At 35.2% G+C, this 17,292-nt stretch carries 12 protein-coding genes and 1 riboswitch; of the genes, 2 read left to right on the top strand and 10 right to left on the bottom strand.

The window, feature by feature from the left end:
- Window positions 1-33 precede the first annotated feature (33 nt).
- From BMX09_RS00240 to BMX09_RS00210, 7 genes are all read right to left on the bottom strand, one after another.
- Window positions 34-1,581 (bottom strand): N-acetylmuramoyl-L-alanine amidase, encoded by a 1,548-nt coding sequence (locus BMX09_RS00240; RefSeq protein ID WP_089745446.1) that lies wholly within the window; start codon window positions 1,579-1,581, stop codon window positions 34-36.
- A 76-nt stretch (window positions 1,582-1,657) separates the two neighbouring features.
- A complete protein-coding gene (locus BMX09_RS00235) occupies window positions 1,658-2,401 on the bottom strand; it encodes an HAD family hydrolase (RefSeq protein ID WP_177159469.1) in 744 nt (247 codons plus the stop codon).
- A gap of 80 nt (window positions 2,402-2,481) precedes the next feature.
- A complete protein-coding gene (gene recA, locus BMX09_RS00230) occupies window positions 2,482-3,525 on the bottom strand; it encodes a recombinase RecA (RefSeq protein ID WP_089745442.1) in 1,044 nt (347 codons plus the stop codon).
- A 105-nt stretch (window positions 3,526-3,630) separates the two neighbouring features.
- The gene (locus BMX09_RS00225) at window positions 3,631-4,869 is read right to left on the bottom strand and encodes a competence/damage-inducible protein A (RefSeq protein ID WP_089745440.1); all 1,239 of its coding nucleotides are present in this window, start codon (window positions 4,867-4,869) and stop codon (window positions 3,631-3,633) included.
- Window positions 4,870-5,018: 149 nt separating this feature from the next.
- Complete coding sequence (locus BMX09_RS00220; RefSeq protein ID WP_177159468.1) at window positions 5,019-6,521, bottom strand: L,D-transpeptidase family protein; 1,503 nt, start codon at window positions 6,519-6,521, stop codon at window positions 5,019-5,021.
- 92 nt (window positions 6,522-6,613) lie between these two features.
- Window positions 6,614-8,281, bottom strand: coding sequence for a formate--tetrahydrofolate ligase (locus tag BMX09_RS00215; protein WP_089745544.1), 1,668 nt, complete (start codon window positions 8,279-8,281; stop codon window positions 6,614-6,616).
- A 164-nt stretch (window positions 8,282-8,445) separates the two neighbouring features.
- A complete protein-coding gene (locus BMX09_RS00210) occupies window positions 8,446-10,644 on the bottom strand; it encodes a hypothetical protein (RefSeq protein ID WP_089745437.1) in 2,199 nt (732 codons plus the stop codon).
- A gap of 203 nt (window positions 10,645-10,847) precedes the next feature.
- Window positions 10,848-10,959, top strand: a riboswitch (THF riboswitch).
- Between the two features lie 66 nt (window positions 10,960-11,025).
- Between BMX09_RS00210 and BMX09_RS00205 the strand changes: the two genes are divergently transcribed.
- The gene (locus BMX09_RS00205; protein ID WP_089745436.1) at window positions 11,026-11,538 is read left to right on the top strand and encodes a folate family ECF transporter S component; all 513 of its coding nucleotides are present in this window, start codon (window positions 11,026-11,028) and stop codon (window positions 11,536-11,538) included.
- Window positions 11,539-11,749: 211 nt separating this feature from the next.
- Window positions 11,750-12,052 carry a dTDP-glucose 4,6-dehydratase gene (locus BMX09_RS00200; RefSeq protein WP_089745434.1) on the top strand — a complete coding sequence of 101 codons (303 nt, stop codon included), beginning with the start codon at window positions 11,750-11,752 and terminating at the stop codon, window positions 12,050-12,052.
- A 146-nt stretch (window positions 12,053-12,198) separates the two neighbouring features.
- Here the strand turns inward: BMX09_RS00200 and uvrC are convergent, their stop codons facing one another.
- From uvrC to BMX09_RS00185, 3 genes are all read right to left on the bottom strand, one after another.
- Entirely contained in the window at window positions 12,199-13,986 is a 1,788-nt protein-coding gene (gene uvrC, locus BMX09_RS00195) for an excinuclease ABC subunit UvrC (protein ID WP_089745431.1), read from the bottom strand.
- A 15-nt stretch (window positions 13,987-14,001) separates the two neighbouring features.
- Window positions 14,002-15,180: an iron-containing alcohol dehydrogenase gene (locus BMX09_RS00190; RefSeq protein WP_089745429.1), complete on the bottom strand. Its 1,179-nt coding sequence runs from the start codon at window positions 15,178-15,180 to the stop codon at window positions 14,002-14,004.
- A 338-nt stretch (window positions 15,181-15,518) separates the two neighbouring features.
- Window positions 15,519-16,646, bottom strand: coding sequence for an N-acetylmuramoyl-L-alanine amidase family protein (locus BMX09_RS00185; RefSeq protein ID WP_089745427.1), 1,128 nt, complete (start codon window positions 16,644-16,646; stop codon window positions 15,519-15,521).
- Window positions 16,647-17,292 lie beyond the last annotated feature (646 nt).

The following is a 17,292-nucleotide window of genomic DNA, read 5'->3' as shown; positions in this document are numbered from 1 at the left end:
CCTGTTTAAGCGATAAGACTCTATTATTTAACTTTATTGGAAATATTCTTCTAAAGCCGCTACAATGGCATCTGCTACTAATTCTTGATAATCTTTTGAATTAACAACAGCATTATCAGAATGATTATTTAAATAGCCTAATTCAATTAATAAAGCAGGTTGATTATTCTCACGGGTTACGGCATAATTTTCGAAATATGCGCCATTATTTGGAAGTGGTAATTTTGCTTTTAAATAACGCGCAACCGTTTCTGCTAGAGATTGATCATTAGCACTATAATAATAAACAGTAGTACCCGAAACAGTATCAACTACGGTAGAATCATAATGCAAACTCAAGAATATATCGGCATTATTCTTATTACTAATCTCTGCACGCTCAACTAAACCAACCGATGAATCATCTTCACGAGTTAAAATCACTTGCGCTCCTTTTTGTTCAAGAGCTGCTTTCACCGCTTGAGCTGTTGGTAATGTTAAGTCCGCTTCATGTACCGGACTAAAATCAACGACCGCCCCCGGATCAACTCCACCATGTCCTGGATCCAAAACAATTGTTGCTTCTGCTAATGATGTTGGGATAGTAGCATCGCTTTCAATTGGCGCAAAATTAGTAATCACTAACCAATAAGGAATATAGCCTACTTGTCCAGAAGTTAGCGTGATTTTGTAGTAGTCACCATCACGATCCTCATAATCCAATTGTGTTCCAGCACTAATGGTTGTTAGCACTTGGCCTTCTCCGTTAGGTTCAGCAACAATTGGGGTTTCATTTAATTTGGTCACTAATATTTTTTTATTTGTTGGGACTTGTTCTGCATGTGTCTGATCGCGCAATAAATCTCTCAAGACACCAATTGCATCTGTTACTTTATTCCCTTCGATATATCCTGTGTACTGTTGATATTTTACTTTTATAAACTTAGGATATTCTTCTAATACTTGTAAAGCTACTCCTGGGCCTGGCGTTACAATAACATTGGCACTAGTATTTGGCTTATCATAAATAACAGCTTCCGGACTATCGATTGTAGTCGCAATTTTATTAATGGCATTGTCTTTTGTCTCTACCCAACCAACCTGGCCATTATATTGAACTTGCGCCCAACCATCACCAAAATCATGTAACAATAACAAATGCGCATACCGAGCTACTTCACCCATACGCATTGATTGAACTGATGCTTGTGTATAGACAATTCCTTGTTCTTGTTCAATTGTCACTACTTGATAGGTAGGATTATTCACTGTGGTCTTTTCCTCAGCTTTTTTATCTAAACTAGCCTTAGAAATCCAACCTTCAATACCTTCTTCATCCTTAATCTTTAACCAATCACCACGCGTCTCTAATATCTTGACTTTACTTCCTTTAGAAATCATTTTCAGTGTCTTTTCATTATTCCCTTCTCCATCATATTTTGTATACAATTCCGTCTCATTCATAATCGTTACATCCTTTAATCCATCTGCTATTTCACCGATTAAAGGCTTTGCTATAAAAATAATTGCAATTGATATCATACAGAATATAATAAAGCGTTGGACATTTTTCTTTTTAAAAAATTGTATTACTATATCCATCTTGGCACCCCTAATTAATACTATATTTATTTGATTATAGCAATATTAGGCACTTTTGTATAGGACACTTTCATAATTAATCGCATTCTATTAATGATAATAAATCCATCACTGACCCAATTTGTACCTGACTAGATGCGATTAAAGCCGCTTGACTTGATGGATGATTCATAACCGCAATTGATGCTAAAGTGTGTTGACCATATGCCATATCACCTAATGAATCTCCGACATAGACGACTTCTTCGGGTTTACATTGGAATTGTTCACAAAAAGCATCTAAAGACACTCGTGAAGGCTTTTCAGGAAACTCATTCGGCGTTGCCACAAAACTAAAAAAGTCTTTAATCTCTAGCTTCTCTAATATTAAATGAGTCGTCTGTAAGCTATCATTTGTAACTAAACCAATTAAAAGATTTGCCGTCTTTAATCTCTCAAATAAATACGCTAAATCACCAAGCGGCTTAATTCTTTCAGGGTATTGTTCAATATACTTACAAAAATAAGCTAAGGCTTCCTGATAGAGCTCTTTGCCATCCATTATAGAGTAATCTGCTAAAAAATTAGCAAAATCCTTCATACTACCAGCCGTCGCCAAACTATCAGGCAGTAATTCATCCCCTTTTATCCCCGCATGTAAAAATATCTCTTCTTTTTCTTTTGAATGATAAGTTTTATTGGGAAAATCATTTACTATTCGGTTCATAAAACCAATCGTTGGTTCTGTCCAAAAATCACCTAATTCCGTTATCGTACCATCCTTATCAAATAAAATAGCTTTAATCGGATAATGCTGATTTTTAATGATGATATTCGCCATAAAAACACCTCCACTTTTTAGCTCTATCATAATAAAAAAGACTTGCTAATACAATAGATTAGCGAGCCTTTATTAATGGATTATTCAGCTGATTCTACTTGTTCGGCTTGTTCTTCGCCTTCAACTTCTTCACCCATATTATAGTGTTGACGAACACGTTTTTCGACTTCTTCACGCATTTCTGGATGTTCTTTTAAGTAATTCTTAGCATTCTCACGTCCTTGACCAATGCGATCTTCCCCATATGAATACCATGAACCACTTTTCTTAATAATATCTAATTCACTAGCCATATCGATTAATTCACCGACTTGTGAGATTCCTTCACCATACATAATATCCACTTCTGCAATACGGAATGGTGGAGCTACTTTATTCTTAACAACTTTAATCTTAGTTCTATTACCAATAATTTCCGTACCATTTTTAATTTGTTCAGCACGACGCACTTCTAAACGAACTGTTGAATAGAATTTTAAGGCACGCCCACCAGGTGTTGTTTCAGGATTACCAAACATTACTCCAACTTTTTCACGGATTTGGTTAATAAAGATTGTAATTGTCTTCGTCTTATTGATTGAGCCTGACAATTTACGTAGAGCTTGAGACATTAAACGAGCCTGTAACCCAACGTGGGCATCCCCCATATCACCATCAATCTCAGCACGTGGCACTAAAGCGGCAACTGAATCGACAACAACAATATCAATTGCTCCTGAAGATACTAAAGCATCCGCAATCCCTAAGCCTTGTTCACCTGTATCTGGTTGAGATAATAATAATTCATCAATATTAACGCCTAATGCAGTCGCATATTCTGGATCTAGCGCATGTTCAGCATCGATAAAAGCTGCTACACCACCAGCTTTTTGTACTTCAGCAATAGCGTGTAATGCCACTGTTGTCTTACCTGATGATTCTGGTCCATAAACTTCAATAATACGTCCTCTAGGAAATCCGCCTACTCCTAAAGCAACGTCTAAAGCTAATGAGCCTGAGGGAATTGTTTTAATTCGGGTATCCACCTTTTCACCAAGCTTCATTACTGCTCCTTTACCATAGTCACGCTCAATTTTTTTTAATGCATCTTGCAATGCTTTTTCGCGATGATCATTTGCTACCATTCTTATTCCTCCATATTCTATTCACTTAGAATCTTTCTTCACTTATGTATACTACACACTTTTTTAGTAAAGTGCAAGTAAAAAGCGAATACTTGTTCGGTTTTTTTATTTTTCTAATGTTCTTCTTAATAAATCTAAGCCATATTGGACAGCTAATTCACGATTCCCTGTACGCCCATGAGGTAGATGCAATGCTAAACAATGACTCTCACTTGCACTGGCAATAGCTACAAAGACTGTGCCAACTGGTTTATCTTCTTGCATAGAAGGTCCTGCCACGCCAGTAAAGCCCATTCCGATATCACTAGTAAACTTTTGACGAACTTTTTCAGCCATCTCAAGCGCAACTTCTTGACTAACAACACCGAATTCTTCAACCAGTTCTTGGCTGACTCCTAATTGTTCGACTTTACTTTCTGTGCTATAAGTAACCATACCACCTAAAAAGCTTGCAGAAATCCCTGCTTGATCACCTAATGTCGCTTGAAATAATCCAGCTGTTAAACTTTCTGCAACTGCAATTGTCTGACCACTTGCCAATAAGCTTTCCGTTGCTACTTTTGCTAGTGAGTTATCTCTTCCATATCCATAAAAATACGAACCACTAATTGCTTGGATCTTATCTTCTAATTGATCTAACCTTTCAATGCATTCTGCTTCTGATTCTCCATTTGCTGTTAAACGAAGGACTACTTCATAACTCCCAGCATAAGGTGCGATTGTTGGATTTTCTTGCGTATCAATGAATTCTTTTAAATCTGTGACCAACTGCGATTCTCCAATACCAAAGAAACGCAAAAATCGTGAACTAAAGACAAGATTTGATTGACTGACATTCTTTAAATATGGCACAACCCCCTTTTGAAACATATTCATTAATTCACTTGGAGGGCCTGGTAATAATACGTAATGTGTATCTTCTTGACAAATAATGGCACCTGTAGCTAACCCTACTGAATTCTGCAATGTTTCACCCTTTGTAAATGACAAAGCTTGCAAACGATTATTAGGCGCCATATGACGATGTGCTTGCTTATGATAATGAATGATTCTATCAAGCGCTTGTTGATTTTCTACCAATTCTTCTTGTAAAAATAAGGCTACGGTTTGCTTAGTCAAATCATCAGTTGTCGGACCTAAACCACCTGTTAAAATAATAATATCACTTCTTGAGCGAGCTAGTGTTAATGCTTCTAAAAGCCTTTTTTGATTATCGCCGACCGTTTGTTGAAAATAGACCGAAATATGTAGTTCTGCTAATTGATTTGCTAGATAAGCACTATTCGTATTAACGATTTGCCCCATTAATAATTCTGTACCAACAGAAATAATTTCCGCATTCATTAATTTCCCTCCTACTTTATCTTACGAATTTTTTTAATGATTTTTTTATTTTTTTGATAATTTTATTTTACCACGTTTAGAACCTAAAAAAAGAGATATACCATTTTAAGTATATCCCTTCTATAAGTTTTATTCTGATTAAATTCTAATTAATAGATAATAACTGGCATGCCAACATAAGTTTTTGAGTAAACTTGCCCCATTTGAGAAGGTTTAACATTTACACAACCTTTAGAGCCCATTGTTTTAAATGAACTTGCGCTATTAAAGACATATGATGGTTGCCATGATGCATCGTGAATTCCATATAAATTACCAATAAATGGAATCCAGTAACTTACAGGAGAAGCATAACCTGCTCCAACTAAAACTGTTGGAGATTGTTTATTTTGAATAGAGAATTTACCTCTTGGAGTATCATGTACATGTTGTAATCCTGTAACAACATTTAAATTCGTTACAATATCACCATTACGTACAATCCATAATTTTTGTTGATCAATACTAATAACTACTAAATCTGAGCCCACATTTTTATATTCTTTTCCAGAACGTGATTTCCAAGTACCATTCACAACAGACCAATCAGTACCCATATAATTTTTGTCATATGCACCATTTGCTCCAACATAATATGTACCAATCCATTCATTACGAGCGTATCTACCATCTTCTTTGATAAAGAACCAATTGCTATAGTTATTATCATAAATCCATTCATTATGCGCCATATAGCCCCATTGTTTAATGTAGTAAGCACCTACCCAACGATTTTGAACATAAGTACCATCTGGATTAAAATAGTGCCAACCAGTATCTGGACTCCAAGCCCAACCATCTTTAGCCATTTCGCCCCATTGTGTTAAGAAATATGAACCTTTCCATGTATAACGAGCATATGAACCATCTTCATTGATAAAGAACCAATTGTTGTAGTCTTTATCCCAGATCCATTCGTTAGACGCCATATAACCCCATTGTTTAATGTAATAAGCACCTATCCATTTGTTTTGAACATAAGTACCATCTGTATTGAAGTAGTGCCAACCAGTATCTGGACTCCAAGCCCAACCGTCTTTAGCCATTTGACCCCATTGTGTTAAGAAATATGAACCTTTCCATGTATAACGAGCATAAGTACCATCTTCATTAATAAAGAACCAATTGTCATAATCTTTATCAAAGATCCATTCGTTAGACGCCATTTGACCATTGTCTTTTAGGTAGTATGAACCTTTCCAAGAATTTGTTACATATTGACCATTTTCATCAAAGAAGTACCAATATGTTTTTGTTTCATTATCTTTGGCATCTTTAGCTGTAACTTCTAACCATTTATCTGTTACTTTTTCGCCATCTATATAATAAGAGGCGCCATCCCAACCTGTTTTGATGGCTGGTTCAACTGGTTTTTCTGGATCCGGAGTTGGGTCAACTACTTCACCATTATTATCTGGTGTTTCTGTGTCTGGTTTATTATCAACTGCTGATTGAGAATCATTTACTACATTCCCATCATTGTTTTCAACCGTACCAACTTGTGCTGTTGGATTTTCTTGTTTAGTATTATCTTCTGCAAAAGTCATTGGTGATGAGATTGCACCAACTACTAACATGCTTGTTAATAACATTAATTTTTTCTTTAGTTTCAATTCCATTCCTCCTTAATGATTCAATCACCTTTATTATATCTAAATCCTTAAGATATAGCAACAATTCTGTCTATTTCCTTTCATATTTTCGTCTAGAAAAGTCCAGAAATATTCCCGTTTTCATCAATATCAATCTCTAAAGCTGCTGGTTCTTTTGTTAAACCTGGCATTGTCATCACATTACCAGTTAAAGCCACAATAAATCCTGCACCAATCTTTGGTACAAATTCACGAATATGAATCGCAAAATCAGTTGGTCTACCTAATAATTTAGGATTATCCGATAATGAGTATTGTGTTTTAGCCATACAAATAGGCAATTCTCCCCAACCTAATTCTTGATATTGTTTGATTTGTGTTAATGCTTTGGCACTATATTCAATCGTTGTTGCCCCATAAGTATTCTTAGCGATTAACGCAATTTTTTCTTGCATACTTGTACCTTCTGGAATTAATGGCGTATAGTCATTTGTATTTGTTTGAATGGCATCTACGACTGTTTTTGCTAATTCTAAACCACCTTTTGAACCGTTCGCCCAAATGGATGTCTCTACACAAGGAATAGCTTGCTTATCACACATTTCTTTAACGGCTTCTAATTCAGATTTAGTATCCGTTGTGAATTCATTTAACGATACAATGACTGGGACATGATAGGCTTTTAAGCTATCAATATGTTTGGCTAAATTACTAAAACCATCTCTAATAGCTGGAATATTTTCTCCCTTAGCTAAATCAGCTAATGATACGCCACCATGCATTTTTAAGGAGCGGATAGTTGCAACAATAACAATAGCATCAGGAGCCTTCTCTAATTGTGGCACTTTAATATCTAAGAACTTTTCAGCACCTAAATCTGCCCCAAATCCAGCTTCTGTAATCACATAATCTGCATGTTGTAAAGCTATTTTGGTCGCAATAATACTATTACACCCATGAGCAATATTGGCAAAGGGGCCCCCATGTACAATCGCTGGTGTGTGTTCTAGTGTTTGAACTAGATTTGGTTTGATGGCATCTTTTAGTAAAGCTGTAATAACCCCTTCAACTTTTAAATCTTTCACGCTAATGGGTTCTTTATCATAAGTATAACCAATCACAATCTGACTAATGCGTTCTTTTAAGTCTTTCAGATCTTTGGCTAAACAAAGAATCGCCATAATCTCACTAGCTACCGTAATATCAAAGCCATCTTCACGTGGAACGCCTTGGATTGGCCCACCTAAGCCAACAACCACATGACGTAAGGCGCGATCATTTAAATCAACAACCCGTTTCCAAGTAATGCGTCGCGGATCAATTTGTAATTCATTGCCTTGATAAATATGATTATCAATTAAGGCTGAGAGAGCATTATTGGCTGTTGAAATGGCATGAATATCACCAGTAAAGTGTAGATTGATATCTTCCATTGGGACAATTTGTGCCTGTCCACCACCTGTTGCTCCACCTTTAATGCCTAGTGTTGGTCCTAATGATGGTTCACGTAATGCCACCACCGTTTGATAGCCACTAGCATTCATCGCATCAGCAAGACCGATACTGACAGTTGATTTGCCTTCTCCAGCCGGTGTTGGATTAATAGCTGTTACTAGTACCATTTTCCCTTGTTCGATTGATTCTGTGTGCTTTTCTAAAGTTATTTTAGCTTTATAATTCCCATATAATTCTAAATCATCGGGAGTTAAGTTCATTTTTTTAGCAATTGTTACAATCTTTTCTTTTTCAATTGCACGAGCGATTTCGATATCTTTTTTCAATCCCATTCCCCCATCTTCTACTTCTTATTATTCTTTTATATTTTAATTGAAATGTGATAGCGTTTCAACTAGTCTTATGAGATTCTCGAAAAAATAATTTTAAATTCCAAACAAAAAAAGCAGAGTGTCAACACTCCGCCTTTCCCAATAGTGATCTTTTAGTTTTAGAGAAATGCAATTCCCATATGCTCGCTTTCGAATTTTCTCCACTCTTTATAAGTGTCTAATGCTTTCATATATTCTTCTAGAGTAAATTCCCATGTAGTAAAACCATCAGTCCAATAACCATCAGCATCTTTTTCTCTATTATCCCAGCATTTTATCATGTCTTCCTTCTTATGCTCAATATATAAAAATTCTCTATCAGCGTCTATTAACTGTAAACGACCTTCTTCATTCATTGCAACTTCTTTTAAGTAAAATCCAAAATATTTAGGTGTAAGGCTTTCCCTATCAACCATCCTTATTTGTGAATCGCATGCTATCCATTTTCCTTCATCTGCTAAATACACACGATTCCACTGATGCGCCCATTGATCTTCATTGACAATTTCTACTTTTAAGCCTGCGTATTTTCCTAATAATTTGAAAGCTCGCACATAACCACTACAAGCAGCTTTATGATTTTTGAACACTGCCCATGATGTATCAGCATGTGTTTTTTTATAGATTTCTGTTCCTTGATTATCATCTTTATAGGTATTACCAAAAATCCATGCTGTAATGACTTTACATTTTTCTCGATCAGACATTTCGCTAGTAATAATTTTATTACTAATTCTTCTTGCTTCAGCATCTGTATACGCCACTTGGTCTGAAGTTAAATTCCAACCGAACAATGATTTATCATAATTATCCCCATAATGGTTTTTATTAATCCATTTACCATCTCCATCAACTTGATAGCCATCTGGAGTTGTTGTATTAGTAAGCATTTGACCATAATTACCCAAATAATAACCTGCTTGCCATTGGTTTCTTGCGTAGGTTCCGTCAACTTTTATGTAGTACCAATTCCCTTTATCTTTAATCCATTCCTGTTTGGCCATATGCCCCCATTGTTTTAGGTAGTATGAGCCCTTCCAAGTATCATGAGCATACGTTCCATCTGCATTGATAAAGAACCAATTTTTAGCGTTTTTATCATATACCCATTCGTTTTTAGCCATATGTCCCCATTGTTTTAGGTAGTATGAGCCCTTCCAAGTATCATGAGCATACGTTCCATCTGCATTGATAAAGAACCAATTTTTAGCGTTTTTATCATATACCCATTCGTTTTTAGCCATATGTCCCCATTGTTTTAGGTAGTATGAGCCTTTCCAAGTATCATGAGCATACGTTCCATCTGCATTGATAAAGAACCAATTTTTAGCGTTTTTATCATATACCCATTCGTTTTTAGCCATATGTCCCCATTGTTTTAGGTAGTATGAGCCTTTCCAAGTATCATGAGCATACGTTCCATCTGCATTGATAAAGAACCAATTTTTAGCGTTTTTATCATATACCCATTCGTTTTTAGCCATATGTCCCCATTGTTTTAGGTAGTATGAGCCTTTCCAAGTATCATGAGCATACGTTCCATCTGCATTGATAAAGAACCAATTTTTAGAATTTTCATCATAAACCCATTCGTTTTTAGCCATTGCACCATATTGTTTTAAATAATATGAGCCGACCCATTGATTACGAGCGTACTTACCATCTGCATTGAAATAATACCAACTTTGATAATTTTCATCGTAAAGCCATTTTGATGTTAATGGTGTGCCATCTTTATAATAATAATCACCATTCCAGCCCTTTTTATTAGTTGGGGTAAGTGGTTGACTAGCATTATCTTCTAGGGATAAGCCTTTTTCAAGTGTGTATACAGTACTAGCGAAATATTGACCTTCTATATATGCAGCCAATAAAACTTTTGTATCTTTTGGGGAATCTTCATTTGTTGTGTAGGAGAAACTTCCATCTGGATCGCTGGTTATTTGTCCCCATGTTAAAAACTCTTCTTCCCCCACTAGACCCGCATACTTATCAGGATCAACCTGAATCATAATAGGAACATTACCGGCAAATAGTTTACCACTGATTGTTCGACCATTTTCAGACCAATCTTTTACTGCATCTGACTTAAATGGATCCCATAAAAGATTTCCCCATTCAGGTTTCCAGTAATCAGCAACGTCACCACGTGCTGTAACATCGATTTCATCGGATCTCTTCTCAGCGTTCTTTCCAACTCCCCCCTCTGCTGATTCCGCTAATTGCTCATGATTACTTTTAGCAAAAGCGGTTGGTGTTGCGATAGCCCCGACTACTAAAATACTAGATAATAACATTAATCTTTTATTTACTTTCAATTGAAACTCCTCCTTTTTTATTATTTTTATTCACTTTAATTATATGCGAACAATCGCTGTGTTTCAATATCTCTGACGAAAAACATCTATTTTTCAGACTAACTACGACAATCTTTATTCAATAAAAATTACTTTTTAAATTCCAAACAAAAAGATTGCTTTTTCATTCTCCATTCAGTTACAATATATTAAAAATTTAAACATGCAGAGTAGGAATTGAAGCGTTAAGTGTTTGGTGAACAGGGAGTTGTCATCGAAACGAAAGAAGTAACTTATATCGTTATTTTTGCGATTTCTTTTCCGCATCCCGCTGCTACGTCAACATCCGCGTTTTTGGGCCTAGATGTAGTCGAAGGAAACTGCAAAGGAGGTCTTTTTATTATGTCAAAATTAAGAAATGTTCATGTGCTCTCAATTAGTGCCATGTTAACCGCTTTAGCAATTGTTGCTATCTTTTTTAAAGTGCCAATTGCGCCAAGTATTGAAGTTCGCTTCCAAGCCCTACCAATCGCTGTGGCTGGTGCTTTATTCGGTCCGGGAATTGGTGCAAGTGTAGCTGGGGTAAGTGATATAGTTGGTGTATTGATTCGTCCATCTGGTCCTTTTTTCCCTGGTTTTACTATTAGTGCCATGTTAACGGGGATGGTTTATGGATTATTTTTATACAAAAAGCCTAAAAGTATTAGTCGCATACTCTTATGTCAATTACTGATTTCATTAGTGATTAATCTGCTATTAAATACTTATTGGTTATCATTATTAATTGGTAAAGGTTACTGGGCTTTATTACCAGGGCGTGTCATTAAAGAAGTGATGATGTTTCCAATTTTAAGTATTTTACAGTATTTGATTTATAAAAAAGTTCCATTTAAGCGCTTCGAAGAGTTGTCATAGGGACTGATTCATATTGATGCTACCCTATTTACGAGGATACTTCATTTTATAGCGAGTATTTTTGCGGTGATAAAGAATTGATAGCACCCTTTTTGCAGATTGCTTAGTATTCACAGTGAGAAGTTTTCTATTAATAAGGCAAAATAAACTATCAACTATTACTGTAAGTTATGCTATACTTATTTTAAGAAATTGGATAGGAGGATAAAGAATGAATATACAAGAAGAACGTGTGTCAAAAATGCAACAATATCTACAAGAAGTAAAAGATACTGCAAAATCTGGTGATAAAGCAGACCACTTACAAGCTGTCACTGAATTATTTAATTATTACCATTCGGATTGGCATAATGACGCAATGTATTTTGCTGATAAGAACTTAGAACTTTTTGATGATGTTAAAATGCAAGATTTATTCAGTAGTTTTCATTCAAAACGCAAATCACCACGCACTATTATTAGAAAAGATAAACAAAGCCGTTACAAACGTCCTATGCGTCCCGGCGAAGACTAATCAACCAAAGAATTTCACAAGCGTATTAACCGGCTTCACAAAACCACAAATATATTTCACAAATAGCTGATTGAAATTCACAAACTTATACGAATACAAAAAGAAGCACAAAGACCGTTTTTTAGGAACTTGTGCTTCTTTTTAGTTTAGAGTGCTTTTAATATATTTTCTGCAATTTTTTGGTTAATACCAATAGCTGCAAAATCTTCTATAGTTGCCGCTTTGATTGCCGGAATGGTTTTAAAGTTTTTTAAGAGTTTGGCACGTGTCTTAGGCCCAACTCCTGGTATCGCATCTAATGTTGAAGCGAATGAATTCTTACTTCTAACTTGACGATGAAAAGTAATTGCAAATCGGTGAACTTCTTCTTGAATACGTTCTACTAAGCGAAAAGCCTGACTAGATGGATTCAATTCAATCTGACGAAATTCTTCTTGCTCTTGCTCATCAGTAAATACTAATAAATGCGATGTTTGGTGTTTGTCGTTTTTAACCATACCAACAATCGGGATACTGATACCTAATTCGTATTCCAAGACTTCTCTAGCGGCCTTCATCTGAACTTTTCCACCATCCATTAAAATCAGATTAGGCATCTGACTTCCCTCTTTTAATAGACGACTATACCGTCTACGAATAACTTCTTGAGTTGTCGCATATTCATTACTACCAATAACTGTTCTGATTTTATATTTACGATAATTTTTACGCTCAGGAATGCCATTGTGGTAGACAACCATCGCTGAAATTGGGTTTGTTCCTTGAATATTTGAATGGTCAAAACTTTCAATCACTTCTAACGATTCCATTCCTAAGACTTGTGCTAATTCTTCAATCGGCACAATGGTTCGGTTATATTTTTGATATTCGATACGGAACTTTTCTTTTAAAGCAATCTCACTATTTTGAGTCGCCAAATCAAGCATCCTTTTTTTGTTGCCACGCTTAGGAGTTGTGGTAGCTACACCAATTGTTTCTTCAATTAAAATATGGTCTACTGCTTCCGGCACCAATATTTCAGTTGGTAGAATATGATTAGGATCTTGATAGAATTGCGCAATAAATGAGGCTAACTCTTCACCCGGCTCTTCAAATAAACGAAACAAGGCTGCCTCACGCTTAATAATCGTTGCTTGACGCAATAAAAAGACTTGAATCGACATCCAACCTCGCTCACAATAAAAAGCAAAGACATCACGATTAACAAAATCATTCGACATAATATGCTGCTTTTCAACCGTTGTCTCAATATATTGGAGTTGATTGCGATACTCAATTGCCTGCTCAAAATCTAAACTATCTGAAGCCTTTTGCATTTTCTCCACTAACATCTTCTTAACAGACTTTACATCACCATTTAAAAATTGGTGAATCTTCTGAATTTGTTGTTCATATTCTAATGGTGAGACTTCATGATCACAACAACCAATGCATTGCCCCAAATGATAGTAAAAGCAAGCTCTTGTCTCATTTTTACCGCATTTACGTAAAGGATAAATCTTTTGAATAAATTCCTTCGTCTGATTGGCAGCATGCACATTGGGATATGGTCCATAATACTTGCCACCGTCACGTTCTACTGTACTTGTGATAACTAATTGCGGATTGCGTTCATTCGTAATCTTTAAGTAGGGATACATCGTGCCACGTTTTAATTTAATATTATATTTTGGTTGATATTTTTTTATTAGATTAATCTCAAGTAATAAGGATTCTTTATTAGTTTTTGTGACAATGAATTCAAAATGATGAATCTCACTAACTAACTTTTCCGTCTTTGTATCATGAGCACCACGAAAATAAGAACGTACACGATTTTTTAAATTTTTCGCTTTACCAATATAGATAATCTCATCTGCTTGATTTTTCATTAGATAACAACCCGGTAAATCTGGTAGAAACTTTAATTTATTTTCGATTAAGTCGCTTGCCACAGTCAACCACCCTTTTTATAAAGCTGTTTCGTATACTCTTCGTGCAACTACTAAATCAAAATCGCCACGTTCTGAGATATTGACTTTACCGTGACGTTCTAATCCTGCTAATAATTCATCGATACATTCTTCACCTAATTCAACATCAGCAAAGCAAGTTGGAGCACCTAAACTTTGGAAGAAGGCTTCTGTTTTTTCGATAGCTCCTTCAACGATATCTTCATCAGCTCCTGTTAAATTCCAGACACGACGGCCGTATTGAATTAATTTATCCCATTTTTGTTGTTTACGCACGCGCATCATTGCTGGTAAGATAATGGATAATGTACGACCATGATCAATTCCATGTACTAAAGTCATTTCATGTCCTAACATATGTGAAGCCCAGTCTTGTGGAACGCCTGGTGTTATAAAGCCATTCAATGCATTAGTTGCAGCCCACATAAAGTTTGCGCGTGCTGGATAGTCATGATTATGTTCATCAATAACAGTTGGTGCAATCTCGATTAATGTTTGTAAAATTCCTTCTGCATAACGGTCTTGAATTTTGGCATTAATTGGATACGTTAAGTAACATTCCATTGTATGTACAAAAGCATCAATAACCCCATTCACTAATTGACGTTTTGGTAATGTATAGGTTAATTCTGGTTCTAATACTGAAAATTGTGGGAAGCATAAAGGATTACCATAAGCAATTTTGGCTTTTTTCTCCACAAAAGTAATAACAAATCCATTATTCATTTCAGATGCTGTCGCTGGTAATGTTAAAACTGTTCCGAATGGCATTGCTTTTGAGACCGGTAATTGACGACCAACACCACCGCCCATAATATCAATTGGATCACCATCAAATACGGCTGCTAATGATACAAATTTCGTACCATCGATAACTGACCCGCCACCAATAGCCATTAAATACGTAAAGCCTTCTTGTTGAATTTTTTCAACTGCTTTCATTAATGTTTCATATGTCGGATTTGCTTCAATACCACCAAATTCATCCCATTCACGTTCGCCTAAAGCTTTAATAGTACGGTCAAATGCACCATTACGCTTAACGCTACCGCCGCCATACATTACTAATACTTTTGCATCTTTTGGGATTTCTGCATCAATATCTTTAATACGATCTTTCCCGAATAAAATTTTTGTTGGATTTTGAAAATTAAAATTTCGAATACCTTGATTCATCTTATTTCCCCCTTTAATATAATTAGTTTATTATAGTCCACATTTTGTCTTTATACTATTGATTAGCTCATGACTTAGTAAACTAACAATCTTTTAGCCTTACTAGAAACAGGATTTTTGCTAAAAATAACCATCACATGATTCTAATACATGTGTCTTTAATTATACCATGTACGTCAAAATTGGCAACGATATCATCCGTCGTTAATACTGTTTTTTTCATCAATTGGACGAACTGCTCAACTTAAGAGGAAAATTATATGGATCGTAAAGCATAAAAACACCCCCTCAAAGCTAGATTTGTATGTCTAACTTTAGGGGGATTCAATCATTTCTATTTAGATTCGTGTTAATTTTAAAATAATGATATATGTTGCTGCATCATCACAAGTTTGTAAACCTAAATCATAATCACCTGAAGATAAGTAATTTGAAAATGCTGTTGTATCGTAATAGGTAATACCTGTTTTGCGTTCTTTAACACGGTAATTTTTACCTTCAATTGTTACAGTATCCCCAACACGTAATGCGTGAACCGCTGCACCTGCTTTACTTAAACGTTCTGCTACATAATAGTTTGGAATTGGTGTGTATTCATAAACATAATTTTCACTTGAATAGGTAATTTCTGTAGTAGAAACTACTGGACTTGTTACGCCACCAATTGTTGCTGTACGGCCAATTTGTTTGGTACTAGTAATTGTGCCATTGCTACCAAATGTATATTCTGTTGAACCGTCAATAAAACTAGCATTGCGCATAACTTTACCATTACTAGCAATATAATACCAGTTACCATCTTGTTGTACCCATTTTGAAGTGACTACTTGACCATTTGAACCAACATACCAATCTCCTACAAAGGCATTATATACACAAGCTCCTGTTGCCCCAACATAATAATTACTTACCCAAGTATTACGTGCCATACGACCATCAGCACGCAAGTAATAATCACCAACCCAAGAATTCGCTAGATATCCCTTACCACTTATATAATACCAGTCACCTTGACGTTTTACCCAACCTGTTTGCACTGCACGTCCGCTACCATCTACATAAGTACCATCTTGCCAACCATTCACCATACATGCACCACTTTGATATAAGTAATACCAGCTAGTACCAATATATTGCCAACCTGTTTGCATATGGCCGTATTGATTAAAATAATACCAAAAACCGTCAATATATTGCCAATCTGTTTGCATATGACCATTTTGATTGAAATGATACCAATTACCTCCAATATATTGCCAATCTGTTTGCATTTGACCTTGATTATCAAAGTGATACCAACGTCCACCGATATATTCCCAAGTGTTTTTAACTGTTGAACCATCTTTTATATAAGTATACCCTACTTCATTTTGTGACCATCCATTAGATTGCGCATTCACTTCTTCTCCAGTAATTGCCGCTAATAAAGTTACTGCTACACCTATTGTTACTAATTTCTTTTTCATAATTATCGTCCCCTTACTCTTTTTAACCCTTTACATTTCACCCATTTTTACGACTGTTTCTATTCATTATATTTTTTATTTGTTTATATACTTGTTATATTAGAGATGTTTATAAACGATATATATTATTTGTGTTATTTTTCAATATATTATTTGTTTATTTATTGTCCCTTTCCACACTTTTATTATATCATTCTCCGAATATAAATAGGCATTTTCAGGCAAAACGTGATTAAACTTCTTATTCTTTGACGTTTATCCTATAAAAATAATCTTATTTTAGTCACAATATAATATATCCTTTGCAATATGTTGCAAAAGTCGCCATAAAGGTTGTAATAACTAGAACATTTTTTGATTTTTTTAGTCAATAATTGTCAGTTGAAAGGGCTTTTAGGCATGTTTTGCGCTATTCTCTTATTTACTCTTCCTTTCTCACTATTTAAAAAAAGTGCTCAAAAGATTATAGGTACGCTATTTACAAAGAGGATGCCTACTAGTTTAGTGCTTAGTCTTTTTGTATATATTAGACATATTAGCTAAGTTTAGACATATATTAAAAATAACGGTATTTTTGTAGGATTATTGTAATTGTGTATAAATTATTTTGTGCTGTTTCTCTGAAAATCCGGTTAAAAATGTGTTT

The sequence above is a fragment of the Granulicatella balaenopterae genome, assembly GCF_900111135.1.
GTDB classification, from domain to species: domain Bacteria; phylum Bacillota; class Bacilli; order Lactobacillales; family Aerococcaceae; genus Granulicatella; species Granulicatella balaenopterae.
The sequence above is the reverse complement of the archived record's forward strand: the minus strand, read 5'-3'. Positions and strand labels throughout refer to the sequence as shown.